The sequence below is a fragment of the Acidimangrovimonas sediminis genome (genome assembly GCF_002871005.1).
GTDB lineage: Bacteria > Pseudomonadota > Alphaproteobacteria > Rhodobacterales > Rhodobacteraceae > Acidimangrovimonas > Acidimangrovimonas sediminis.
Genome location: NZ_PHSN01000001.1, coordinates 215674 through 240077, shown reverse-complemented (window position 1 = coordinate 240077; position 24404 = coordinate 215674). Strand labels below are relative to the sequence as shown.

Genomic DNA, 24404 nt, shown 5'->3' with positions numbered 1-24404 from the left:
AACCTCTGCATGAATTCCCGGTAACGGGCGGCTGTAGATGGGGGTCTGCCGCCGGGAATGTCAAGGAAGCGGGGGAGAAAGCCTGTGTGAAGGGGGGCCGCCTCCGCCCGGGCGGACAGCTTTCGGGCGATGTCGCGCCGGCGGGGGCACGGGCCCGTGCCACAGGGGAATTTCGGGAGAACGCGGGTCAGTTAAGGCGCGAGATCAGGCCGCCCGGCTGACGCTGGACCTTGCCGTCAAGTTCCAGCGTCAGAAGCTCCGGCGTGACCCGGGCGGCCGGGAGCGCGAGGTCGCGGATCAGCTGATCCTCGGCCAGGGGGCTGGGGCCCAGGCGATCGAGGATTGCGGCGTGCAGGGCCGCGACCTCGCGCAGGGCGGGGTTCGGCGCGCGCGCCGGGCGCGGACGGGCGGCGGGGGCGTTTGTGGGGGCGGGCGCCTCTGACGGGCGGGTATCGGCCGGGGCGGCCTTGCGCGCGGCACGGCGGGCCGCGGCCTCGGCGGGGGCGAGCAGGTCGAGCACGTCCTGCGCGCCACGCACCAGCGTCGCGCCGTCGCGGATCAGCATGTTGCAGCCGCCGGCGCGGGCGTCGAACGGGTGGCCGGGCACGGCCAGGACCTCGCGCCCCTGGTCGAGCGCGGCGCGCGCGGTGATCAGGCTGCCGGAGCGGGCCGCGGCCTCGACCACCACGACGGCACGCGCGAGCCCCGAGACGAGGCGGTTGCGCAGCGGGAAGTGGCGCGCCATCGGGGCCGCACCCATCGGCTGTTCCGAGATCCGGCAGCCCTGCGCCGCGATCATCGCCGCGAGATCGCGGTTCTCGGGCGGGTAGATCACGTCGACACCGCCCGCCTGCACCGCAACGGTGCCGGTCGGCAGCGCGGCCCGATGGGCGGCGGCATCAATACCGCGCGCAAGCCCGGAGACGACGACGAAGCCCGCGGAACCCAGCGCCGATGCCAGGTTGCGCGCCATCCGTTGCCCCAGGCTGGAGGCGTTGCGTGCGCCGACCAGCGCCACCATCGGTCGCAGCAGCCAGGCCGGATCGCCCAGCACCCACAGAAGCGGCGGCGCATCCGGCAGATCCATGAGCGCGGGGGGATAATCCGGCGCGCCCCAGAGTACCATTCGCGCGCCCGCGCGGCGGGCGGCGTCCATCTCGGCGCCAGCTTCGTCGATCGTGACGGGGCGGTAATCCTTGGCCCCCGCGGCCCGCGCCACGGCGGGCAATGCGGCCAGCGCGGCCCCGGCAGAGCCATGTTCGGCCAGCATACGGTGAAAGGTGGTGGGCCCGACCCTGCGGGAACGAATGAGACGCAGCCACGACAACCTGTCTTCTTCCGTGGTGGGTGGGGTGAAGGGTGTGGGGGAAGAGAACAAATCTTCTACCATCGTGGCTTCGCCTCATTCGCAGGATGGACATTGCCCGCAGGAGGTTAACGAGAAGTAAATCAATGAACGTTTAGCGCGAAAATCTTCGCAAGATTTTTCGCGGCACGGGATGCGGGCGTCGCCGCCCCCTCTGGTCCCGACACTCCACCCGCCCCGATGGCCATTCTCGGCAGGCCGCGACCTCGGCCGGCGTGGGCAACCGTTCCCCGGGCCGCTCCCGCCCAGATCGCGCAGAATCTATATCGTATTTCCCAGTGGACCGCCGACCGCGCCGGCCCGCTATCCGCCCATCCCGCACGACCTGCCGCGCGCGCGGCACGACCCGGATTACTGTCAGGTCAAAGAACGGTGCCACTGCCTGCCCAAGGAGACGACACGTCTAGAGCGCAGATCCTGCGCGGCCCCACTCCGAGCTGACGACAACCTTCCCTTGCCCCGCCCTGCCCGGCCAGGGTGCGGCTCATGCCCCCCAGGTCCGGTCGAGAACCCTGAACCAATTCTCGTGGCTCAGCTTTGCGATCAGCGGATCGTCGTAGCCATGCGCCCGCATCGCCTGCTGGAAGGCCGGCAGGCCGGTCACGTCGCCAAGCACCTCGGGCACCGTCGCGCCATCGAAATCCGAGCCGAGGCCGACGTGATCCTCGCCCAGTGCTTCGATCAGATAGTCGAGGTGGCGCAGCATCGGCTCCCACCCGGTGTCCGCGGCTTGGCGCCCATCCTCGCGCAGGAACACCGTGGCGTAGTTCAGCCCCACCATACCCTGCGATTCGCGAATCGCGGCCAGCTGCCGGTCGGTCAGGTTCCGGGCGTGCGGGGTGACGGCATGAGCGTTGGAATGGGTGGCGACCAACGGCGCGTCCGTCAGCTTTGCCACATCGTCGAAGCCCTTCTCGTTGAGATGGCTGAGGTCGATCATGATCTTGAGCTCGTTGCACAGGCGGACCAGATCGCGCCCCGCATCGGTCAGCCCCGGCCCGGTATCGGGCGTCGAGGGAAAGCGGAACGGCACGCCGTGGCCGAAGACCGTGGGCCGGCTCCACACCGGGCCAATGGAGCGCAGGCCCATGGCATGGAACAGGTGCAGCGCGTCGAGATCCGCGGCAATCGCCTCGGCCCCCTCGATATGCATGATGCCTGAGATCACGCCCTCTGCCATCGCGGCGCGCAGCTCGGTCGTGTCGTGGCACAGACGGAAATGCCCCTCCGAGGCGCGTTCCATCCATTTCAGATGTCCGGCCATGGCCAGCGCCACCGGCTGCGCCGCCTGGTGACTGATCAGGTCGGGCAGCGGCAGGTCGTAGGGCGGATGTTCCATCATCGCCTCGAAATCGCGCGCCCCGGGCGGGCGCGGCGACGAGACGTAGATCGCGAAGAAACCGCCGGCGAAACCGCCCGCCTGCATCCGCGGCAGGTCCAGATGGCCGCGGCCGGTGTCGGTCAGCCAGGTTTCCGCGCGCATCTCAGGCGCATGCAGCAGCCGCAGCAGGAAATCGTTGTGGCCATCGAAGACCGGGATCGTCTCGCGCATTCTGTCTCTCCGCTTCCAACGCGCCGGAGCGCGCTCCTGAACAGGACCTCCGGCGCCGGCAGAGACTTGCACAGCACCACGCCGCACGCCAGAGGGCGGCCACCCCGACGCATCCGGGCACCCTAGGGCCCCGAAGGCGCGGCGGGCGAAGACGCCGGGCCTGCATGACCTCCCCGCCACCGACCCGCAGGCGCTACCGGCCGAGCGGCCCGGGATGCCCCACGTGCCCCGGGGCGCCGCGGCATTTCTTCTGACGGGATGATCCAGATCAAATTCCCGTGTACGGAATCATGCAATCTTGCCGCACCTTTTTCAGAACCCCGGCCGACAGGAGGCTCCGGCATGAGACTGACGACCCGCACGAACCTTGCCATGCGCACGCTGATGGTCTGCGCCGTGAACCAGGGCCGAACCGTGCGCAAGCACGAGATCGCAACCGCGTCCGAGGCGTCGGAAAACCACCTTGCGCAGGTGATCAACGCCCTCGGCCAGCATGGCTATGTCAAGACGACCCGGGGGCGGAACGGCGGCCTGCGGCTGGCCTGCGCGCCGTCCGAGATCTCCGTCGGCGAGGTGTTCCGCCGCTTCGAGGGCGTCGTGCCCTTCGCCGATTGCTTCGACCCCGACAGCCAAGGCTGCCCGCTCCTGCCGGGCTGCCGCCTGCGCCAGGCGCTCAGCGCTGCGGTCGATGCCTTCTACGCCTCGCTCGACGGACACACGCTGGCCGACATGGTGACGGGAGGCGACGGCTTTGATCACCTGCTCGATTTCTCGCGCCCGATCACGCCGTTGGGGACGCCCTGCACCCGCGGAAGCAGCAGGATTGCCGCAGTTTGACATAAATGTCACGGATCTGTCGCAATACGGCTATCCGAGGACCCCGAACCCGTCCTATTCTGGTTGTACCTGGGAATGACAACGCAAGGCGGCCCTGCCAGGCCGCTGCAAGGCCGGAGGTTCGACATGGCCAGCCAGTATCCCCAGACGCGCACCCAGGTGCCCGCCGAAAACCCCCAGAAATCGACCGGAGCACGCCCCGTTTCCGGTGCCCCGACCCCCGAGACCGAGGAACAGGACCCGCGCGAGATGCCGCCGCTCTTGCGCCCGGCGAGCGCGCGGGCGGAAGTGACCTACCGCGACTGGGCCGCGATCTGACCAGACGCCGCCCCAGTGCCTACCGCCCTGGGGCAGAGCCCCCTCCCCCGAGATCACGGAAGGGCGGCACACAACGAAAAGGGCCGCTCCGGCGACGAAGCGGCCCCTGTCAGAATTGTGCGGCACCTCGCCGCCCGTCAAATTCCTTGTCCAAGGAATTTGCCAAGAGTTTTAGATAAAACTCTTGGGTTGGGCTCAGCCGACCAGCTCGAGCCCCGAGAAGAAGTAGGCGATTTCCTGCGCCGCGGTTTCCGGCGCGTCCGACCCGTGGACCGAGTTCTCGCCGACCGAGAGGGCGAATTCCTTGCGGATGGTGCCGTCGGCGGCGTCCGCCGGGTTGGTGGCGCCCATCACTTCGCGGTTCTTCGCGATCGCGCCTTCGCCTTCCAGCACCTGCACGACGACCGGGGCCGACACCATGAACTCGCACAGTTCGCCGTAGAACGGGCGGTCCTTGTGGACTTCGTAGAACTTGCCGGCCTGTTCCATGGTCAGCTGGATGCGTTTTTGCGCGACGATGCGCAGACCGGCTTCCTCGAACTTGGCATTGATCTTGCCGGTGAGGTTGCGGTTGGTCGCGTCGGGCTTGATGATCGAAAGGGTGCGTTCGATGGCCATGTCGTATCTCTCCTAGTGCCCCTGCCACTGTCCCTGAGGGGCTGTCGGCGTCCTGCTAGCACGGGGCGGCGGGGTTGAAAAGGCGCCAAAAGGCTAGGCGCACCTCGCCATCCGGGGACCGCCCGGCAGGCATCGTACCCCGTCGGCGCCGCTTTCATGCCGCGCGCCCCGCGCACATGATTGACGCGGGCACGGCGATCGGGCAAGCCCCGCGCATGCTCACGATCTCGGACATCACCTATTCCGTCGAAGGCCGCCCCCTGTTCGAGGGCGCCTCGGCACGTATTCCCGCAGGCCACAAGGTGGGCCTCGTCGGCCGCAACGGCGCGGGCAAGACGACACTCTTCAAGCTGATCCGCGGCGAACTGGTGCTGGAGGGCGGCGCCATCTCCCTGCCGTCGCGCGCCCGCATCGGCGGGGTCGCGCAGGAGGTGCCCTCGAACGAGGTCTCGCTTCTGAACACGGTGCTGGCCGCCGACACGGAACGCGCCGAGCTGATGGCGGAATCCGAGACCGCTACCGATGCCCACCGCATCGCCGAGATCCAGGCCCGGCTGGCCGATATCGACGCCTGGTCGGCCGAGGGCCGCGCCTCGGCCATCCTCAAGGGCCTGGGCTTCACCGCCGAGGAACAGCAGATGCCCTGTTCCGCCTTCTCCGGCGGCTGGCGGATGCGCGTGGCGCTGGCGGGCGTTCTCTTTTCGCAACCCGACCTGCTGCTCCTGGACGAGCCGACCAACTACCTCGACCTCGAGGGGGCGCTGTGGCTGGAAAACTACCTGCGCAGCTACCCGCATACCGTGCTGATCATCAGCCACGACCGCGAACTGCTCAACCGTTCGGTCCAGGCGATCCTGCATCTCGACAACCGCAAGCTGACGCTGTGGCAGGGCAATTACGACACCTTCGCCCGGTCGCGCGCGGAACAACGCATGGTGCAGGCGGCCGAGGCCAAGAAGCAGGACGCGCGGCGCGCCCATCTTCAGGCCTTCGTCGACCGCTTCAAGGCCAAGGCCTCGAAGGCCCGTCAGGCGCAGTCGCGCGTGAAGATGCTGGAGAAGATGACGCCGATCACCGCGCCGGAAGAGGCCGCGAAGCACGTCTTCTCCTTCCCCGCGCCCGAGGAGCTGTCGCCGCCCATCGTCAACCTCGAAGGTGCTGCCGTTGGATACGACGGCCCGCCGGTGCTGCGGCGCCTGAACCTGCGCATCGACCAGGACGACCGGATCGCCCTTCTGGGCCGGAACGGCGAGGGCAAGTCGACCCTGTCGAAGCTGCTGGCCGGCAAGCTTCAGGCCTGCGAGGGGCGCATCACCCGCTCGACCAAGCTGCGGATCGGCTATTTCGCGCAGCACCAGGTCGACGAGCTGCATATAGACGAGACGCCGCTTCAGCACGTCATGCGGCTGCGCCCGAACGAGGGGCAGCCGCGGCTGCGCGCCCGTCTCGCGAGCTTCGGCCTTGGCGCCGACCAGGCCGAGACCGAGGTGGGCCGGCTTTCGGGCGGACAGAAGGCGCGCCTGTCGCTCCTGCTGGCGACGATCGACGCGCCGCACATGCTGATCCTCGACGAACCGACCAACCACCTCGACATCGAAAGCCGCGAGGCGCTGGTCGAGGCACTGACCGGCTACGCGGGCGCCGTGATCCTCGTCAGCCACGACATGCACCTTCTGTCGCTGGTGGCCGACCGGCTGTGGCTGGTCTCCGGCGGCCATGTCACGCCCTACGAGGAGGATCTGGAGGCTTATCGCAAGTTCCTGCTTCAGGGCGACGAGCCGAAGACCGAAAAGCCCAAGCCCGAGAAGAAGAAGGCCAGCCGCGACGAGATCCAGGCGCTGCGCTCCGAGGTCCGCAAATGCGAGGAGCGGGTGGCCAAGATCGAGGAGATGCGCGGCAAGCTGGCCAAGAAGCTGGCCGATCCCGCGCTTTACGAAGATGGCCGGGCGGGCGAGATCGAGGTCTGGCAGAAGAAATACGCCGAGGTCATGGACGGGCTCGACCGGGCCGAGGCGATGTGGCTGAAGGCGCAGGAAAAGCTCGAAGCGGCGGGGGTCTAGCCCGGGGCGCAGGTTCGGGCCCGGTTTTGGGCCCCTGTTTTGGACCCCGGTGCGCCACGGGCGCCAGGATCGCCTCGGGTTCGCCCCGGATTCCGCCACGCCCGCGGGGCCACCGCCCGGCCATAGGGCACGGCAACACGGAATGGGAAATGGCACGGGAACCGGCATGGACACAGCCCACCTGATCACCGCCTTCGTCACCCTCTTCGTGATCGTCGATCCGGTAGGCCTTGCCCCGGTCTTCGTCGCGCTGACCCGCGGCATGGGCAGGGTGGAGCGCCGGGCCATCGGGTTGCGCGCGGCCCTCGTGGGCGCGGCGCTGATGACGCTGTTCGGGCTGGCCGGGCAGTCGATCCTCGATTTCGTCGGCATCTCGATCCCGGCCTTCCGCATCGCCGGGGGCCTTCTGCTGTTCGTCACCGCCTTCGACATGCTGTTCGAACGCCGCGCCCGCCGCCGCGAAGACCGCGCCAGCGCCGACGAGGTGCAGGACGACGCGCACGATCCCTCGGTCTTTCCGCTGGCGACGCCGCTGATCGCGGGGCCCGGGGCGCTGGTGACGATGATCCTGCTGGTGGGCCGCGCGGGCCCGGGTTGGCAGGGCATCGTCGCGGTGCACCTCGTGATGCTGGCGGTGGTGGTGCTCTGCGTCGTGAGCTTTCTCCTTGCCGGGCCGATCGAGCGGGCCCTGGGCAAGACCGGGACCGATGTCGTATCGCGGCTGCTGGGGATGCTGCTCGCGGCGCTGTCGGTGCAGTTCGTGATCGACGGCATCATGGGGGCGCTGCGCGCGGCGGGGCTGATGGTGGCCGGCTGAGCCCGGCGGCACGCGCCCGCTCCACCACCTGCGCGAAGAGGCCAGAAGGAGGGATGACAGCGGCGCCCTGCCTCCCCAGATAAGGGAAAACGGAGATCCCGATGGACGGCGACAGCTTTGCCCGCGTGACCTATTTCGTGCTGATCGCGCTGGCGATCGGCGGGGCGCTGATCACCCAGGCGCGGGGCAACTGGGGCCGCTTCGCGACCCAGGCCGCGACCTGGGGGCTCATCTTCGTAGGCGTGATAGCGGGCTATGGCCTGTGGTCCGACATTGGCCCGCAGCTGATCCCCCGGCAGGAGCTGATCCGCGGCACCGGCCAGATCGTCCTGCCGCGCGGGCCCGACGGCCACTTCTACGTGACCGCGAAGATCGGGGGAAAGCCGGTGGAGTTCGTCGTCGATACCGGCGCCTCGACCGTGGTGCTGTCGCAACGCGACGCGCGGCGGCTGGGGTTCCACCCCGACCAGTTGAACTACGCGGGGCGGGCGAGCACGGCGAACGGCTATGTCCGCACCGCCCGCGTCACGCTGCATGACGTGCAGGTGGGCGGGCTGACGGTGGCCCGCGTCGGCGCCTCGGTGAACGACGGGGCGATGGACGGATCCCTGCTGGGGATGACGTTCCTGCGGCGGTTCTCCAAGGTCGAGATTGCGGGAAACAGGATGGTCCTGACGCCCTGACCGGGGCGCCCGGTGCGCAGGCGGATGCCTGCGGACAGTGGCGAAGGGAAGTACGCAGGGAGGCTTCTGCCCCACGCGCCAATGTCTCCTGGACATCGGCGAAGGCAAACGACGCAGGGGGGCCTTCTGCCCCCCTGCACCCCCCGAGGATATTTTCGCTCAGAAGAAGTGGGGGGACGGGAGACAGTCGGGGCGGAGTAAGGGTTATCTTTCCGCCTTCATCTGCCAGCGGCCCTGTTCCTCGGACCAGTATTGCGCCGAGGCGCCCGCGTCGGTGAGAGATTTCCACTGGACACGGGCGCGGGAGAGCGCGTCGGGGTTGGCGCCGTCGAAGAGGATGCAGACACGTTCGAGCGTCGCGATCTCGGCCGCCGTCACCTCTGCCCCGTCGATCGCCATCAGGCAGGCGGCGCCGTTGGGGCTGGTGGCGGCCGTGGTCAGCAGCACCGGCTGATCGGCATCGTGCGGACCGCCGGCGAGGCCATGGGGCAGGAAGCCCTCCTCCGGGCCGAGCCAGAGCCTGTCGTCGAGCCAGCGCAGCCGCCCCTCGTCGGTGCCGCGCACCGCGACACGCCAGCCGGCCTCGAGCGACTTGGGCACCAGGAGCGCCAGCGCCTGGTCGACGCTCGAGTCGGTCAGATGATAGAAGCGCGCGGCGCCCACCGGGCCCTCACTTCGTCTCGTACTTGTCCATCACGAGGCGGTTCAGCGCCATCACGCCCCATCCCGTCGCGCCCTTGGGCGAGAGCGGCAGGTCGGATTTGACCGAGGCCGTGCCCGCGATGTCGAGGTGGATCCACGGCACCTCGGGCTTGATGAAGCGCTGGATGAACTGGGCCGCGGTGATCGAGCCGCCGGGGCGGCCGCCCACGTTCTTCATGTCGGCCACGCGCGATTTCAGCATCTTGTCGTAGGCATCGCCCAGCGGCATGCGCCAGGCGCCCTCGCCCTCGGCCTTCGCGGCGGCGAGGAAGCTGTCGCAGAACGCATCGTTGTTGGAGAAGACGCCGGTATGCTCATGCCCGAGCGCGATGATGATGGCGCCGGTCAGGGTGGCGAGGTCGACGATCCCCGCGGGCTTGAAGCGTTCCTGCGCGTACCAAAGCACGTCGGCCAGCACGAGGCGCCCCTCGGCGTCGGTGTTGATCACCTCGACCGTGTCGCCCTTCATCGAGACCACCACGTCGCCCGGGCGCTGCGCGCGGCCGTCGGGCATGTTCTCGACGAGGCCCACGAGGCCCACGACATTGGCCTTGGCCTTGCGCAGCGCGAGCGTGCGCATCACGCCCGACACGGTGCCCGCGCCGCCCATGTCCATGGTCATGTCTTCCATGCCGCCGGCCGGCTTGATCGAGATGCCGCCGGTATCGAACACCACGCCCTTCCCGACGAGGGCCAGGGGGGCTGCGTCCTTCTCGCCGCCCATCCACTGCATGACGACGACCTTGGAGGGGCTTTCCGACCCCTGCCCCACGCCCAGAAGCGCGCCCATGCCGAGCTCCGCCAGGTCCTCCTCCTCGAGGATCTCGACCTCGAGGCCGAGCTCCTGCATCGCGGCGAGGCGGGCGGCGAAATCGTCGGTGGTCAGCACGTTGGCGGGTTCGTTCACAAGGTCGCGGGTGAAGAACACGCCTTCGGCGAGGGCGGCGAGCGGGCCAGCGGCGGCGGCCACCTCCTCGGGCTTGGAGACCATCAGCGTGACCGGCCCCTTGGCCTTGGGCGCGGCGGTCTTGTGATCGGCGAAATCGTAGTCGCGCAGCGCGAGGCCGAAGGAAAGCTCATGCGCGCGGGGATGCGGGCCGGCGAGGACGAGGTTGCCGCCCTCGGGCCGTTTCGCGCCGATCGTGGCACCGGCGCGGCGCGCCTCGTCCGCGCCGGCGCGGCGGTCGAGCTTGAGCACCTGAACAGCCTCGGCGGCGAGACCGGCGGGATAGGCGAGATCCAGCGCATCGCCCGGCTTCAGCGCGGCGAAGGCGGCCCCTGCAACACAACGTTCCACCGCGCCGCGGGTAAGACGGTTCACGCGGCGGGTCAGCGGCGAAAGCTTGCCGTCGCTGTCGACCAGAACCGTGACACGGCCGGCAAAACCGGCGATCGCTTCGGGATCTGCTTCGGTAAACTGGATGGCGGCGGGTGCAGTCATGTCGTATCCCTTCTGATCAACCGGGCGTTTGGGCGGACCCTAGCCCTGCGCTCCGGGAATGGCCAGATAGCAGTTTTCCCTGCCCGGGAATTCCGCTAGGTTCCGAAAAAACTCACGGGGCAGGAGCGCGCGAAGGTGTCAAGATTCGACAGATACATGCTGTCGCAACTCATGGCGCTGTTCGGGTTCTTCTCGCTGGTTCTCGTGCTCGTCTACTGGGTGAACCAGGCGGTCCTGCTGTTCGACCGGCTGATCGGCGACGGACAGACGGCCCTCGTGTTTCTCGAATTCACCGCGCTGTCGCTGCCCAACTCGATCCGCCTCGTGCTGCCGGTCTCGGCCTTTGCCGCGACGGTCTACGTCACCAACCGCCTGACCCGAGAGAGCGAGCTGGTGGTGGCGCAGTCGACGGGGATGTCGTCATTCCGGCTGGCACGGGGGGTCCTGGCCTTCGGAATCATCGTGGCCCTTCTGCTGTCGGTGCTGGTCCACGTGCTGGTGCCGGCAAGCCGCGCCACGATGGCGGTGCGCCAGGCGCGGATGGATGCCGACGTCACCTCGCGCATCCTGACCGAGGGCAAGTTCCTGCACCCGTCGGACGGGATCACCATATTCATCCGCCACATCACCCCGGACGGAGAACTGAAGGCGGTGTTCCTGTCGGACGGGCGGTCGCCCGACAGCCGCACCACCTATACCGCGAACCACGCGCTGCTTGTGAACACAGGCGGCACGCCGAAGCTCGTGATGTTCGACGGCATGGCGCAGACCCTGCACATGGACACCCGGCGCCTGTCGACCACCCGGTTCAAGGAATTCACCTACGAGATCGGCTCGGCCCTCGGTAGCGGCGTGCCACCGGTGCCCTCGATGAACGAGTTGAGCACCTGGACCCTGCTGCACCCGACTCCGGCCGAGCTGAAACTGACCGGCAAGACCGCAGGAGAGTTCTGGTTCGAGGGCAACACCCGGCTGGCCGAACCCCTGAACGGGCTGGCGGCGACGTTCCTCGGCTTTGCGGTGCTGATGGTGGGCGCGTTCAGCCGCTTCGGCCTGGGCCGGCAGATCTTCGTGGCGATCGTGCTGCTGATCGTGATGCAGCTTCTGATCAACGCCGGCGCCAACATGGGCCAGAAGAGCCCCGGGCTGTGGGGGCTGACCTACGTGCCGGCGGCCTATGGCATGATCGTGTCGGTGGGGCTGATGTGGTGGTCGCAGCGACGGCGCTGGCGCCCGCGCGACCGCAGCCGCCCCGAGACCGACACCGGCGGAGGGGCCACGGCATGACCCTTTCGCTTTACGTCGCGCGTCGCTTCGGGCTGGCCTTCCTGGGCGTGCTGCTGGTCTTCACCTTCATCCTGGGCCTGCTGGACATGGTCGAGCAGATCCGCCGTTTCGCCGGCGACAACGTGAGCTTCTCGCAGGCTGCGGGGCTGGCCGCGCTCGACGTCCCGTCGAGCCTTTACCGGATCCTGCCGCTGACGATGATCCTGTCGGCGATCGTGCTGTTTCTCGGCCTCGCGCGGACGTCGGAGCTGGTGGTGATTCGCGCCGCCGGGCGTTCGGCGCTGAGCTGCCTCGTGGCGCCGGTGCTGACGGCGCTGGCGATCGGCGTGCTGGCGGTCACCGTGCTGAACCCGATCGTCGCCGCCACCTCGAACGAATACGAGACGCTGAGCACGCATTATTCGCAGGGCGAGGAGAACGTCCTGTCGATCAGCCGCGAAGGCGTCTGGCTGCGCCAGGGCAGCGCCGACGGCCAGATGGTGATCCGCGCGGCCAAGGCGAATTCGGATGCCACCGTGCTGCACGACGCGACTTTCATCAGCCTCAACAAGCAGGCCCAGCCGACGACCCGGGTCGAGGCTCGCGTGGCGCATCTGCAGCCCGGCGCGTGGAAGCTGACGGACGCCAAGGTCTGGCGCTTCGACAAGGGCCCGAACGCCGAGAAGACGGCGCGCGACATGACCGAGATGACGCTGCCGTCGGACCTGACGCAGGCCCAGATCCGCGACAGTTTCGGCCCGCCCTCTGCGGTGCCGATCTGGCAGCTGCCGGGCTTCATCGACCGGCTCGAGAAGGCCGGTTTCTCGGCCCGTCAGCACCGGGTCTGGCTGCAGATGGAGCTTGCGCTGCCGCTGCTGCTGGCCGCGATGGTGCTGGTGGGGGCCGGGTTCACGATGCGCCACGCGCGTTCCGGCGGCACCGGCCTGATGGTGCTGCTTGCGCTGATGGCCGGTTTCGGGATCTTCTTCCTGCGCAACTTCGCCCAGGTCCTGGGCGAGAACGGGCAGATCCCGGTACCGCTCGCTGCGTGGAGCCCGCCGGTCGTGGCGGTGCTGCTGGCGCTGGGTTTCCTGCTACATCTGGAGGAAGGTTGATGGTGGTGCGACGCCTCCTGTCCCTTGGACTTCTCGCGGCGCTGATGGCCGGGACCGCGGCCGTGCCGCCCGCCGGCGCCCAGAGCGCAGGCCAGACGGGCACCGGTCAAACGGGCGCCGCCCCTGCGCAGGGCGACACCCCGGCCACGCTGGTCGCCGACAATGTCGAGCTCAAGGGCGACAACAGCATCGTCGCAACCGGCCATGTCGTGGTGTTCTACCAGGGCACCCGGATGGAGGCGACCAAGGTCGTCTACGACAAGGCCAACGACAAGATCGACATCACCGGCCCGATCCGCCTGACCCAGCCCGACGGCACCATCGTGCTTGCCGATCAGGCCGAACTCGCCACCGACCTGAAGAACGGGATCCTGACCAGCGCGCGCATGGTGCTGGCCAGCAAGCTGCAGCTTGCCGCGGCGCAGATCAACCGGGTCGACGGGCGCTATACCCAGCTGACCAAGACGGTCGCCTCGTCGTGCCAGGTCTGCGCCGGCCACCGCACCCCGCTGTGGGAGATCCGCGCGACCAAGGTGATCCACGATGCCGAGAAGCATCAGCTCTATTTCGACAACGCGACGTTCCGGCTGGCGGGCGTGCCGATCCTCTACCTGCCGCGGCTGCGCCTTCCCGACGCATCGGTCAAGCGCTCCACCGGCTTCCTGCTGCCGATGGTCCACAACTCGACGCTGCTCGGCACCGGCGTCACCCTGCCCTATTTCGTGGCGCTCGGCCCGTCGAAGGACCTCACCCTCTACCCCGAGCTCTACACCCGCAGCCGCACCCTCGCCTTCCGCTACCGGCAGGCGTTCCGCAACGGCTACATGTCGTGGACCGGGGCGGCCAGCCGCGACGACTTTCACACCACCGGAACCCGCGCCTACCTGTTCGGCAGCGGCGACTTCAACCTGCGCAACGATTACAAGCTGCATTTCGACGTGCAGCTCGCGTCAGACAAGGGCTATATCAGCGACCATGATTTCTCGGGCCTCGACCGGCTGCAGAGCGACCTGATCCTCAGCCGGACCCGGCGCAGCGACTTTTCCAGCGCACGCCTCTACGCCTTCCATTCGCTGCGCGGAGAGGACGACAACGCGACCCTTCCGGAATATGCCGCGGGCTACACCCGGATCCACCGCTTCACCATGCCGGGAATCGGCGGCCAGGCCAGCCTGTCGTTCGACACGCTCGCGCTCACCCGGCCCTCAAGCACCGACGTCTCGGGCCGCGACGACGCCCGCGCCTCGGCAGAATTCAACTGGCAGCGCAGCTGGATCTTCGGCCCCGGCGTCGTGTTCACCTCGCTGGCGAAGGCCACCACCGACTTCTACGTGATCCGGCAGGACAGCACCTACCCCTCGACGATCACCCGCACGATCCCCGAAGGGGCGGTCGAACTGCGCTGGCCGCTGGTCAAGCAGGAAGCCGGCGGCGGCAGCCAGGTGCTGGAACCGATCGTCCAGCTCATCCTGTCGCCGGACAGCGTCACCGCGGTGCCGGACGAGGATTCGACCATGGTGTCCTTCGACGAGGGCAACCTTTGGTCGCTGAACCGCTACGCCGGCTACGACGCGATCGAATATGGACCGCGCGCCAACGTCGGCCTGCGCTGGACCCGCTATTCCCCCGGCGGCTGGGTGCTGGGCGCGGTCGCGGGCCGGGTCTTCCGAGTCAAGTCGGCGCAGGATTTCTCCACCGCGTCGGGGCTGGACGGCGCCAGGTCGGACTGGCTGACCGGGGTGCGGGTGTCCTCGCCCAACGGGCTGGTATTCACCGGGCGGGCCGTGTTCAACGACCAGATGTCGCTCTCGCGCTCCGAGGCGCAGCTGAGCTACGGCCGCCCGCGCTACAACTTCTCGACCAGCTACACCTACCTGAACGCCGACCCGTCCGAGAACCGCAGCGTCGACACGTCGGAATGGGGAATGGGCGCCTGGTACAAGGTCAGCGACACGCTCGACAGCTCGATCAACTGGCGCTACGACTTCCAGGCACAGAGGGCCACCAGCGCCGGGATCGGCCTGAACTGGCACACCGAATGCATCTCGGTCAATCTTTCCCTCTCGCGCAGCTTCGCTTCCTCGACTAGTGTGACGGCGACCACGACCTTCGGCCTTCTGGTCAACCTGCTCGGCATCTCCGGTCGTTCCGCCGGGGCCGCCCCCAGCAGGTGCCGCAGCTGAGGACGCGCCGGGCCCAGCCCGCCGATCGGGCCGGACCGGACGCTGAAGCGAGCGCCGGCGCGGTTGGCGGAACGGACGACGGAACGAACGAACGAACGAACGACGGAACGGACGAGCAGAACGGACCGATGATGCGACTGAAGACGATGCTGATGACCGCCTGGATGTGCCTTGCGGGGGCGCTTATGCCACTGCCTGCACTGGCTCAAGCCGGGACCTTCGCGCCCGTGCTGATCGTGAACGGCTCCCCGATCACCGGCTACGAACTGTCACAGCGCGCGCGCTTCCTGCAGCTTCTGAACGCCCCGGGCGACCTGGACAAACTGGCGCAACAGCAGCTGATCCAGGACCGGGTGCAGCTCAAGGCCGCCAAGGACGCCGGGATCGTGCCGACCAAGGACGAGATCGACGCCGGGATGAAGGAATTCGCGGGCCGCGCCAACATGCCCGTCGACCAGTTCGTCGCCCAGCTCGGGAAGGCCGGGGTTGCCGAACAGACCTTCCGCGACTTCGTCAAGGCGGGCGTCGCCTGGCGCCAGCTCGTGCAGGCCAAGTTCGGCCCCGAGGTGTCGATCGGAAAGGCCGATCTCGACCGCGCGCTCTCGGTCGCGGCGCAGCAGCCCGCCACCCGGCTCCTGCTGTCCGAGATCATCATGCCCGCGACCCAGCCCTACATCGACCAGACCATGGCGAACGTGCAGCAGATCATGCAGACGGTGCACACCAGCGGCGAATTCGCCGCCGCGGCGCGCAAGTTCTCGGCCTCGGCCTCGGCGCCGCGCGGCGGTGCCATCGACTGGATCGCCGAAGACAACCTGCCGCCGCAGGTGCAGAACGCCGTCAAGGACCTCAAGCCCGGGCAGATGAGCTCTCCCGTCCGGATCGAGAACGCCGTCGGCATCTTCTTCCTGCGCGCCGAGGGCGCCGCCCCAGGGCCAGCCGCCTCGGACATCACGGTGAAATACGCCCAGTACCTGATCCCTGGCGGCCGCAGCGACAAGGCGATGGAGGCCGCAGCGAAGGTGAAGGCCCGCGTCGACAGCTGCGAAGACCTCTACAGCGTCGCGCGGGGGCAGTCCAAGGGCGTCCTGACCTTCACCACCCAAGTGCTCACCAAGGTGCCCGGCGACATCCGGATGCAGCTTGCCGGCATGGACCAGAACGAGATCTCGACCGCGCTGACCAAGGGCGGCAACCTTGACCTGCTGATGCTCTGCACCCGCCGCCCGACCGAGGCAGAGACCGCGGATCCCTCCGACATCCAGAAGCAGCTCTTCAACCAGCGCCTCGCCGGCAAGGCCGCCAACTACCTGGCGGAGCTGGAGGCCGACGCCTTCATCCGGCACCCCTGAGGGCGGTGCGATGGCAGACGTCCCGCCGATCGCGCTGAGCTGCGGCGACCCCTCGGGCATCGGCCCCGAGGTCGCCGCCAAGGCCTGGGCGCAACTGGGCGCGCGCCTGCCGTTCCTCTGGATCGGTGATCCGCGCCACCTGCCCCGGGGCACCCCCCACCGCGAGGTGACCAACCCGGCCGAGGCCATCCAGGTGGCGGGCTCGGCCCTGCCTGTCTGGCGCCAGGATTTCGCCGCCCCCGCCCGCCCAGGCGACCCCGACCCCGCCAATGCGGCGGGCGTCGTGGCCGCGATCGAAACCGCGGTGCGGCTGACCCAGGCAGGGCGTGCCCGTGCGGTCTGCACCGCACCGATCCACAAGAAGGCGCTGAAGGACGGCGCGGGCTTCGCCTTTCCCGGCCATACAGAATTCCTCGCTGCGCTCGCCGGGGTCCGGCAGGTGGTGATGATGCTCGCCTGCCCCGAGCTGCGTGTTGTCCCCGCCACCATCCACATCGCGCTCGCGGAAGTGCCGGCGGCGCTGACCGCGCGGCTGCTGAGCGATACGATCCGCATCACCCATACCGCACTGATCCACGATTTCGGCATCCCCGCGCCCCGGATCGCGATCGCCGGCCTCAACCCCCATGCCGGCGAAGGCGGCGCCATGGGCGGTGAGGAGATCGCGATGATCCGCCCGCTCCTGGACGAGCTGCGCGCCGAGGGCCTCGCCCTGCAGGGGCCTCTGCCCGCCGACACGATGTTCCACGCGCGCGCCCGGGCGGGCTACGACGCTGCGGTCTGCATGTACCACGACCAAGCGCTGATCCCGATCAAGACGATCGACTTCGCCGGCGGGGTGAACGTGACGCTGGGCCTGCCCTTCATCCGCACCTCGCCCGACCACGGCACCGCCTACGACATCGCGGGCACTGGCGTGGCCGACCCCGCCAGCCTGATCGCCGCGCTGAAGATGGCGGACGAAATAGCCCGGCTGAGAGGATAGAACCGGGGGTTTCACACCCCCGGACCCCCGTGGGATATTTCCGAGCAGAAAGAAGATGACGGTCCTCCCCACTTTCTGCTCTCAAATATCCCGGGGGGTAAAGGGGGGCAGCGCCCCCCTTCGCAGGAAAGGACTTGCGTGAGCACGATCGACGGACTTCCCCCCCTGCGCGAGGTGATCGCGACCCATGGACTGAGCGCGCGCAAGCAGCTGGGGCAGAACTTCCTGCTGGATCTCAACCTGACCGCCAAGATCGCGCGGCAGGCAGGGGATCTGTCCGGCTGCGATGTGCTCGAGGTCGGACCCGGGCCCGGGGGCCTCACCCGCGGGCTGCTGGCCGAAGGGGCGCGCAAGGTACTGGCGATCGAGAAGGACACCCGTTGCATGGCCGCGCTGGCCGAAGTGGGCGCGGCCTATGCCGGCCGGCTCGAGGTGGTGAACGGCGACGCGCTGCAGATCGACCCCCTGGCGCATCTGGCGCCGCCGGTCCGGGTGGTCGCGAACCTGCCCTACAACGTGGGAACGGAACTGCTGATCCGCTGGATGACGCCCGCGGAATGGCCTCCGTTCTGGGAAAGCCTGACGCTGATGTTCCAGCGCGAAGTGGCCGAGCGAATCGTGGCGAAGCCCGGCTCAAAGGCCTACGGGCGGCTGGCGCTGATGGTGCAGTGGCGGGCCGAGGCGCGGATCGTCATGCAGCTCCCGCCCGAGGCCTTCACCCCGCCGCCCAAGGTGTCCTCCTCCGTGGTGCATATCACCCGGCTCGACGCGCCGCGCTATCCTGCCGACGGGGCGATCCTGTCGCGTCTGACGGCGGCGGCGTTCAACCAACGGCGCAAGATGCTGCGATCAAGCCTGCGCGGCCTTGCCCCGGATATCGAGGCGCGGATCGAGGCTGCCGGGCTGAAGCCCACCGCCCGGGCCGAGGAGATCCCGCTGGAAGGATTCTGCGCCTTGGCGCGGGAGCTTGCCCACGCCCAAGTCTGACCGGCGACCGCCCCGCAAGGGCGCCCGCCAGGTCTGGATCGGCTTTGGGAACGGCCTGCGCCTATTCGGCGGCGGGGGATTGCTCCGCCGGCTGGCTGTCGCCGCCTTCGGCCTTTGCGCCGCTTTCGCCGCTGGCCTTCTTGCTGCCGGGCTTGGCCGCGGTCTCGCCTTCGGCGGTCTTGCGCGGCTTGCGCGGCGCACGGGGGCGGCGCGGCTTGGCAGGCTTCTCCTCCGCCTCGGCGGCGGGCTGTTCCGGGGCGGCCTCCGCCGCGGCGGCAGGCGCCGCATCGGCAGCCGGGGCATCCTCGGTACGGAACACCGGGCGGCGCGACTTGCGCTCTTCCGGGGTATCGACGAGGTTGCTGTCGCCCTCGGAGACGTCCATCACGTCGCCAGCCTGGGCAGCGCCCTGCGATCCGCCCTGGGCGCCGCTCTGGGCACCACCACGATCACCGTCGCGGTTCTGGTCACGGTCACGGCGGTTGCCGCCATTCTGGTTGCTGCCCTGGCCGCCACCCTGGACGTTGTTGTTGTTCTGGGCGTTGTTCTGGTTGCCCCCGCCCTGACCGTTGTTCTGGCCACCGTTCTGGTTGCCGTCCTGCTGGTCGCGGCGGTTCTCCTGGTCGCGCGCCATCTCGCGCTGCGCCTCGCTCAGCATGCGGGCGTAGTGTTCGGCGTGCTGGAGAAAGTTCTGCTCGGCCACGCGGTCGTTGGAGAGCTGCGCGTCACGGGCGAGAATCTGGTACTTCTCGATGATCTGCTGCGGCGTGCCGCGGACCTTGCCCTCGGGGCCCGAGGAATCGAAGACCCGATTGACGATGTTGCCCATCGAGCGCGGGCGGTTCGACTTGGAACGCGAACGGGATTTGCTTGATCTCATAACTGTTTTGTTTCCTGCCTTGCAGGGCTTTGCCCGAACCTTGCGCTGCCTCTCACAGGCGCCTCTCGCGAAGTGGTCCGGCTTTTGGGCTTGCCGGCCGGGGGGAAGCGCAATGCGTCCGCCCGCGTACCGTGCCCCCGAGTAAGCATGACAATGCGGACAGGGCAAGCGGAAAGTGCCGTTTCGGCAGGTTTCCGTGCCTTTCGCTGCCGCCTGTGACGCGGTTTCCGCGGGTTTCAGGGCCGTTCGGCCATCACCACGCGGTCGCGCCCGTCGAAGTCGGGGCGGATCGTCACCGGGCCAAGCCCTGCATTGCTGAAAAGCCCCGCGACCGCTTCGCCCTGGCTTGGGCCGATCTCGACGATCAGCCGCCCGCCGGGGGCAAGGGCACGGGGGGCATCCCGGGCAATCCGTCGATAGGGATCTAGCCCGTCCCCGCCGGGGGTCAAGGCCAGCCAGGGCTCCCACTCGCGCACCTCGGGGGCGAGATCGTCCATCTCGGCATCGCTGATGTAGGGCGGGTTCGAGACGATCAGGTCGAATGCCCCCTCGATTCCATCAAACCAGTCGGCCCTCCGGAAGGCGGCGCGCTCCGCCAGGCCCAGACGCTCGGCATTGTCGCGCGCCACGGCCAGCGCCGGGTCGGAAAGATCCGTCCCGAGGCCCGTGGCTCCAGGCATTTCCGCAAGCAATGTCAACAGGATGGCCCCGGACCCGGTGCCAAGGTCGAGAACCCGCGCGAAACGGGATGAAAGCGCCTCGGCCACCAACGTCTCGGTCTCGGGGCGCGGGTCGAGCACATCGGAGGTGACGCGGAAATCGCGGCCCCAGAAGGCGCGCAACCCGAGGATCTGGCTGACCGGCTGGCGCGCGCTGCGGGCCTCCAGCAGCAGGTCGAACCGCGCGGCCGATTGCGGCGACAGCGGGTCGGGAAGGTGCAGGGTCAGCCGGTCGGGGGCGATGTCCATCGCATGGGCCAGAAGCCGCCGCGCGTCGCGGGCCGGGTCGTCCACCCCGACCTCGGCCAGCCGGGGGATCGCCGCGCGCAACGCCGCGTCCGCGGTCTGCCGCCCGGTCTCGCGACGGCCAGTCTCGCGGGGACCAGTGTCGTGGGGACCAGTCACCCTTCCATCTCGGCAAGCTTTCGGGCCTGGTCATCGGCGATCAGCGCGTCGATCACCTCGGTCAGGTCGCCCTGCATCACCTGATCGAGGCGATAGAGCGTCAAATTGATGCGGTGGTCGGTCATCCGGCCCTGCGGGAAGTTGTAGGTGCGAATCCGTTCCGACCGATCGCCCGAGCCGACCTGGCTCTTGCGGCTGGCGGCGCGCTCGGCATCAGCGCGGGCACGCTCCATGTCGTAAAGGCGGGCACGCAGCACCTGCATGGCGATGGCGCGGTTCTGGTGCTGCGATTTCTCCGACGAGGTCACGACGATCCCGGTGGGGATATGGGTGATCCGCACCGCCGAATCGGTGGTGTTGACGTGCTGCCCCCCTGCCCCGCTGGCGCGCATCGTATCGATGCGGATATCGCCGGAGGGGATGTCGATGTCGACCTCCTCGGCCTCGGGCAGGACGGCGACCGTGGCGGCCGAGGTGTGGATGCGCCCCCCCGCCTCGGTCTCTGGCACACGCTGCACCCGGTGGACACCCGATTCGTACTTCAGCCGCGAGAACACCCCCTCGCCGGAGATGAGGGCCGTCACCTCCTTGATGCCGCCAAGCTCGGTCTCGGTCTCCTCCAGGATCTGCACCTTCCAGCCCTGCGCCTCGGCATAGCGCTGGTACATACGCAGAAGATCCCCCGCAAAGAGCGCAGCCTCCTCTCCGCCGGTGCCGGGGCGGATCTCGAGGATCGCGGGGCGGGCGTCGGCCGCGTCCCTGGGCAGGAGCGCCAGCCGCAGGGCCTGTTCCATCTCGGGGATGCGGGCCTTGAGGCGGGGCAGCTCCTCCTCGGCCAGAGACCGCATCTCTGGATCCGACAGCATCGCCTCGGCCTCGTCGTAGTCGTCCCGCGCCTGGCGGTAGGCGGCGATCTGCACGACAACCGGCTTCAGTTCGGAATATTCACGCGAGAGTGCGGCGATCTCTGAAGGCGGCGCGCCGGCAGACAGCTTCGCCTCGAGGAACTCGAAGCGCTGCGTGATCTGGGCGAGTTTGTCCATCGGAACCATGGGTCGGTCTGTGGCGCTATTGAACCGCTTGGTCAAGAGCGGGGAGTGCGGCGGCGGGGGCGCTGCCCCCTGCACCCCCGAGATATTTCCGCTCAGAAGAAGGGTGGGGCCCGCCTCTCCCCTTTCATTGTTCCGCAAATACGCAGACCACCTCGACGCCCCCCCACGCGGCGAGGTCAGGGAGCCGAAAGCTCGGCGAGCCAGTGCAGCAAGCGCGCCTTGTTGACGCCGAAGTCGGAGCGTCCGAAGCGAGCGCGGGCGTAGGCGGCGAAGGTGCTGGCCTCGCCGAGGGGGAGGACCTTGACCGAGGTGAAATCCGGGAAGCCCCATATGAGCGAACGGGTGAGGAAGGTCATCTGGCCGCTTGCGGCCGAGCCCGCGATCAGGCGGGTGCGCGGGGTGGCGAGGGCCACCTCCTCGAGGCGCGTGGCAAGCTCCGGCGCGGGGATCCGGTAGACCGGGGCGGCCATATCGCCGCCCTCGGGGCGGATCAGCCAGCCATTGGGCTGGTGGGGCCGGCCCGCGACCAGCGGATCCACGGCCCAGGCGCGGGGCGGGTTGGGCGAGAACCTGACCCAGGCGGCGGCGAAGGCCACCACGAGGATCAGGAGGGTCGCGAACCAGCGCAGCATCCGGTCATCCCCGCCGCGTCCAGCCGTAGAGGCAGATCAGTTCGGTCGCCACATGCGCGCCCATGATCGCGGTGGCACCTGTCGTGTCGAAGGGAGGCGAGACCTCGACCACGTCGCCGCCCTTGAGGTCGATCCCCGCAAGGCCACGCAGCATCGCCGCCGCCTGGGCCGAGGTCAGGCCGCCCCAGACCGGCGTGCCGGTACCGGGCGCGAAGGCCGGATCCAGCGCGTCGATGTCGAAGGTCAGGTAGCAGGGGCTGTCCCCCACGATCTCGCGCACCTTGGCGGCCACGGCCTTCGGGCCCGTCTCGTGCACCTCGGGCGCGTCGATGATGTTGATCCCGAGGGTGTCGTCGTTATGGGTGCGGATGCCGATCTGGACCGAGCGGGCGGGGTCGATCAGCCCGGTCTTCACCGCCTTGTAGAACATCGTGCCGTGGTCGATACGGCTGAGGTCGTCATCCGGCCAGGTGTCGGAATGCGCATCGAAATGGATCAGCGAGATCGGCCCGAACTTTTCGGCATAGGCCTTCAGGATCGGGTAGCTGATGTAATGGTCGCCACCGAGTGTGACGCTCCCCGCGCCCTCGGCCAGGATGCCGCGGATATGCGCGGTCAGGGTGTCGGGGAAGTCCGACACCTTGGCATAGTCGAAGGCCAGATCGCCGTAATCGACGATCGCCAGCTCCTCGAGCGGGGAAAAGCCCCAGCCATAGGGCGGATCGTAGGGTTGCAGGGCCGACGCCTCGCGGATCGCCCGGGGGCCGAAGCGGGTGCCGGGGCGGTGCGTCACCGCCTGGTCGAAGGGCACGCCGGTGATCGCCAGGTCCACCCCGGCGAGATCCTTGGAATATTTCCGCCGCAGGAACGAGGGCGCGCCACCGAAGGCGTTCTCGAACGCCAGCCCCTTGAGGTCGGACCGGGTGAAGGCCGTATCGACCTGCGTCTTCGCATCTTCCAGTGCCATCAGCCGATCCTCACGCCTTCTTTCACTAGCTGGTCCGTGACCTTGACGATCGCCCGGCGCAGCGTGGCCTCGATGAAGTCCACGTCGTCGCCGGTCATCACGAGGGGCGGCGACATGACGTTGTTGTGCCCCATGGGCCGGACGATCAGCCCCATCTCCTCGCAGGCGTCCGAGATGCGCGTGCCGATGCCCAGGCTTTCGGGCAAGAGCCGCTTCGTCGCCTTGTCGGCCACGTTTTCCACACAGATCATCATCTTGCGGCCGCGGACGTCGCCGACGATGGGCAGGTCGGAAAGCCCCTTCATCGCTGTCTCGAACAGCCCCCCCACGCGGCGGGCATTTCCGAGGATATCCTCGGCCTCGATGATCTCGATGTTCTTCAGCGCCGCGGCGCAGGCGACCGGGTGGCCGGAATAGGTGAAACCGGAGGTGAACCAGCGCCTGCCGTCCTCGGCCATTGCCTCCCAGATCCGGTCGGAGAAGATGGTGGCGCCGAGCGGCAGGTAGCCCGAGGTCAGCCCCTTGGCGCAGGTGATCACGTCGGGCTGGATGCCGAATTCATCCATCGAGGCGAACCAGTGGCCGAGGCGGCCGAAGGCGGTGACGACCTCGTCGGCGATGAACAGGATGTCGTGGCGGCGGCAGATTTCGGCCATCCGCGGCAGGTACCCTTCGGGTGGGACGATCACGCCGCCAGACGCCTGGATCGGCTCGGCGAAGAAGCCGCCGATGCGGTCGGCACCGACGCGCGCGATCAGATCCTCGAATTCCGCGACGAGGTGGTCGCAGAAAGCGGACGCGTCCATCCCGTCCGGCGCGCGGTAGGAATTGGGGCAGCTCAGGTGGTGGATGCCGTCTTCCTTGTAGCGGAACTGGGCCACCCGGTCGCCGTCACGCTTGCCGATGGATTGGGCGATGTAGGTGGAGCCGTGATAGGATTGTTCCCGCGCGACGACCTGCATCTTGTCGGGATTGCCGCGGCAGCTCTGATAGAACTGCACCAGCCGATAGGCGGTGTCGATCGCGGCGGACCCGGAGGTGGTGAAGTGGACGCGATTCAGATCACCCGGCGCCAGCTGCGCCAGCTTCTGCGCCAGCAGGGCGGCCGGCGCGTTGGTCTGGTCGACAAAGGTGTTGGAATAGGCCAGCTTCATCACCTGGCCCGCGATCGCCTGCGCCATGTCGGCGCGGCCCAGCCCGATGTTGGTGCACCACATGCCCCCGACAGCATCGAAATACTTCGCGCCGTTCGCATCCCACAGGTAACAGCCCTCGCCGCGCTCGATGATCATCGAGCCCTTGTCCTCGAAAGGACCGAAATTCGTCCAGGGGTGCAGGAAATGCGCGCGGTCGGCTTCCCAGACCGCGGCGGCGACGCTGTTCGACACCATGAGGTGCTCCATTGATGTTGAAATCCGCGCCACCTTAGCCGACCTATGGCCGGGCGCCAGCCCCTCCTTTTCGCAC

General features: G+C 68.5%; 22 protein-coding genes. 11 read left to right on the top strand and 11 right to left on the bottom strand.

The features are described 5' to 3' along the window. Nucleotides 1-187 precede the first annotated feature (187 nt). A complete protein-coding gene (gene dprA / locus CVV76_RS01000) occupies nucleotides 188-1390 on the bottom strand; it encodes a DNA-processing protein DprA (protein ID WP_102222747.1) in 1203 nt (400 codons plus the stop codon). A gap of 460 nt (nucleotides 1391-1850) precedes the next feature. Continuing rightward, the gene (locus CVV76_RS00995) at nucleotides 1851-2918 is read right to left on the bottom strand and encodes a dipeptidase (protein ID WP_102222746.1); all 1068 of its coding nucleotides are present in this window, start codon (nucleotides 2916-2918) and stop codon (nucleotides 1851-1853) included. Nucleotides 2919-3260: 342 nt separating this feature from the next. On the opposite strand from CVV76_RS00995, the gene CVV76_RS00990 reads away from it, so the two are divergent. Together CVV76_RS00990 and CVV76_RS00985 are read left to right on the top strand one after the other, a co-directional pair. Beyond that, nucleotides 3261-3755: an RrF2 family transcriptional regulator gene (locus CVV76_RS00990; protein WP_102222745.1), complete on the top strand. Its 495-nt coding sequence runs from the start codon at nucleotides 3261-3263 to the stop codon at nucleotides 3753-3755. A gap of 126 nt (nucleotides 3756-3881) precedes the next feature. Then, the gene (locus tag CVV76_RS00985) at nucleotides 3882-4073 is read left to right on the top strand and encodes a hypothetical protein (protein WP_102222744.1); all 192 of its coding nucleotides are present in this window, start codon (nucleotides 3882-3884) and stop codon (nucleotides 4071-4073) included. Between the two features lie 195 nt (nucleotides 4074-4268). Here CVV76_RS00985 and ndk read toward each other — a convergent pair whose 3' ends face one another. Beyond that, a complete protein-coding gene (ndk, locus tag CVV76_RS00980) occupies nucleotides 4269-4691 on the bottom strand; it encodes a nucleoside-diphosphate kinase (protein WP_102222743.1) in 423 nt (140 codons plus the stop codon). A gap of 215 nt (nucleotides 4692-4906) precedes the next feature. Between ndk and CVV76_RS00975 the strand changes: the two genes are divergently transcribed. The 3 genes from CVV76_RS00975 to CVV76_RS00965 all read left to right on the top strand — a co-directional run bounded on the left by CVV76_RS00975 (nucleotide 4907) and on the right by CVV76_RS00965 (nucleotide 8251). Then, nucleotides 4907-6751, top strand: a complete 1845-nt coding sequence (locus CVV76_RS00975) for an ABC-F family ATP-binding cassette domain-containing protein (RefSeq protein WP_102222742.1) — start codon at nucleotides 4907-4909, stop codon at nucleotides 6749-6751. A 166-nt stretch (nucleotides 6752-6917) separates the two neighbouring features. Then, on the top strand, nucleotides 6918-7568 hold the full coding sequence (locus CVV76_RS00970; protein WP_102222741.1) for a MarC family protein: 651 nt from the start codon (nucleotides 6918-6920) through the stop codon (nucleotides 7566-7568). 101 nt (nucleotides 7569-7669) lie between these two features. Next, nucleotides 7670-8251 carry a retropepsin-like aspartic protease family protein gene (locus tag CVV76_RS00965; RefSeq protein WP_102222740.1) on the top strand — a complete coding sequence of 194 codons (582 nt, stop codon included), beginning with the start codon at nucleotides 7670-7672 and terminating at the stop codon, nucleotides 8249-8251. Nucleotides 8252-8455: 204 nt separating this feature from the next. On the opposite strand, the gene CVV76_RS00960 is transcribed toward CVV76_RS00965, so the two are convergent. Both CVV76_RS00960 and CVV76_RS00955 read right to left on the bottom strand, forming a co-directional pair. After that, the gene (locus tag CVV76_RS00960) at nucleotides 8456-8914 is read right to left on the bottom strand and encodes a DNA polymerase III subunit chi (RefSeq protein ID WP_102222739.1); all 459 of its coding nucleotides are present in this window, start codon (nucleotides 8912-8914) and stop codon (nucleotides 8456-8458) included. 7 nt (nucleotides 8915-8921) lie between these two features. Continuing rightward, nucleotides 8922-10394, bottom strand: coding sequence for a leucyl aminopeptidase (locus CVV76_RS00955; protein ID WP_102222738.1), 1473 nt, complete (start codon nucleotides 10392-10394; stop codon nucleotides 8922-8924). Nucleotides 10395-10529: 135 nt separating this feature from the next. Between CVV76_RS00955 and lptF the strand changes: the two genes are divergently transcribed. The 6 genes from lptF (at nucleotide 10530) to rsmA (ending at nucleotide 18282) form a co-directional block, all read left to right on the top strand. After that, nucleotides 10530-11681: an LPS export ABC transporter permease LptF gene (lptF, locus tag CVV76_RS00950; RefSeq protein ID WP_102222737.1), complete on the top strand. Its 1152-nt coding sequence runs from the start codon at nucleotides 10530-10532 to the stop codon at nucleotides 11679-11681. Next, a complete protein-coding gene (gene lptG, locus CVV76_RS00945; RefSeq protein WP_102222736.1) occupies nucleotides 11678-12775 on the top strand; it encodes an LPS export ABC transporter permease LptG in 1098 nt (365 codons plus the stop codon). Before lptF ends, lptG begins: the two co-directional genes overlap by 4 nt. Then, nucleotides 12775-14958, top strand: a complete 2184-nt coding sequence (locus CVV76_RS00940) for an LPS-assembly protein LptD (RefSeq protein WP_102222735.1) — start codon at nucleotides 12775-12777, stop codon at nucleotides 14956-14958. Before lptG ends, CVV76_RS00940 begins: the two co-directional genes overlap by 1 nt. A gap of 128 nt (nucleotides 14959-15086) precedes the next feature. Beyond that, nucleotides 15087-16310: a peptidylprolyl isomerase gene (locus CVV76_RS00935; protein WP_102222734.1), complete on the top strand. Its 1224-nt coding sequence runs from the start codon at nucleotides 15087-15089 to the stop codon at nucleotides 16308-16310. A 10-nt stretch (nucleotides 16311-16320) separates the two neighbouring features. Next, nucleotides 16321-17295 (top strand): 4-hydroxythreonine-4-phosphate dehydrogenase PdxA, encoded by a 975-nt coding sequence (pdxA, locus tag CVV76_RS00930; protein WP_102222733.1) that lies wholly within the window; start codon nucleotides 16321-16323, stop codon nucleotides 17293-17295. Between the two features lie 138 nt (nucleotides 17296-17433). Beyond that, nucleotides 17434-18282: a 16S rRNA (adenine(1518)-N(6)/adenine(1519)-N(6))-dimethyltransferase RsmA gene (gene rsmA, locus CVV76_RS00925; RefSeq protein ID WP_102222732.1), complete on the top strand. Its 849-nt coding sequence runs from the start codon at nucleotides 17434-17436 to the stop codon at nucleotides 18280-18282. Between the two features lie 61 nt (nucleotides 18283-18343). Here rsmA and CVV76_RS00920 read toward each other — a convergent pair whose 3' ends face one another. From CVV76_RS00920 to CVV76_RS00895, 6 genes are all read right to left on the bottom strand, one after another. Then, the gene (locus tag CVV76_RS00920; RefSeq protein ID WP_102222731.1) at nucleotides 18344-19162 is read right to left on the bottom strand and encodes a DUF4167 domain-containing protein; all 819 of its coding nucleotides are present in this window, start codon (nucleotides 19160-19162) and stop codon (nucleotides 18344-18346) included. Between the two features lie 236 nt (nucleotides 19163-19398). Beyond that, nucleotides 19399-20211, bottom strand: a complete 813-nt coding sequence (gene prmC, locus CVV76_RS00915; RefSeq protein ID WP_233192669.1) for a peptide chain release factor N(5)-glutamine methyltransferase — start codon at nucleotides 20209-20211, stop codon at nucleotides 19399-19401. A gap of 71 nt (nucleotides 20212-20282) precedes the next feature. Beyond that, complete coding sequence (gene prfA / locus CVV76_RS00910; protein WP_102222729.1) at nucleotides 20283-21338, bottom strand: peptide chain release factor 1; 1056 nt, start codon at nucleotides 21336-21338, stop codon at nucleotides 20283-20285. 176 nt (nucleotides 21339-21514) lie between these two features. After that, nucleotides 21515-21970 (bottom strand): DUF1499 domain-containing protein, encoded by a 456-nt coding sequence (locus CVV76_RS00905; RefSeq protein ID WP_102222728.1) that lies wholly within the window; start codon nucleotides 21968-21970, stop codon nucleotides 21515-21517. Nucleotides 21971-21974: 4 nt separating this feature from the next. Then, on the bottom strand, nucleotides 21975-22937 hold the full coding sequence (gene speB / locus CVV76_RS00900; protein WP_102222727.1) for an agmatinase: 963 nt from the start codon (nucleotides 22935-22937) through the stop codon (nucleotides 21975-21977). Further along, nucleotides 22937-24328, bottom strand: coding sequence for an aminotransferase (locus tag CVV76_RS00895; RefSeq protein ID WP_199178456.1), 1392 nt, complete (start codon nucleotides 24326-24328; stop codon nucleotides 22937-22939). Before CVV76_RS00895 ends, speB begins: the two co-directional genes overlap by 1 nt. Nucleotides 24329-24404 lie beyond the last annotated feature (76 nt).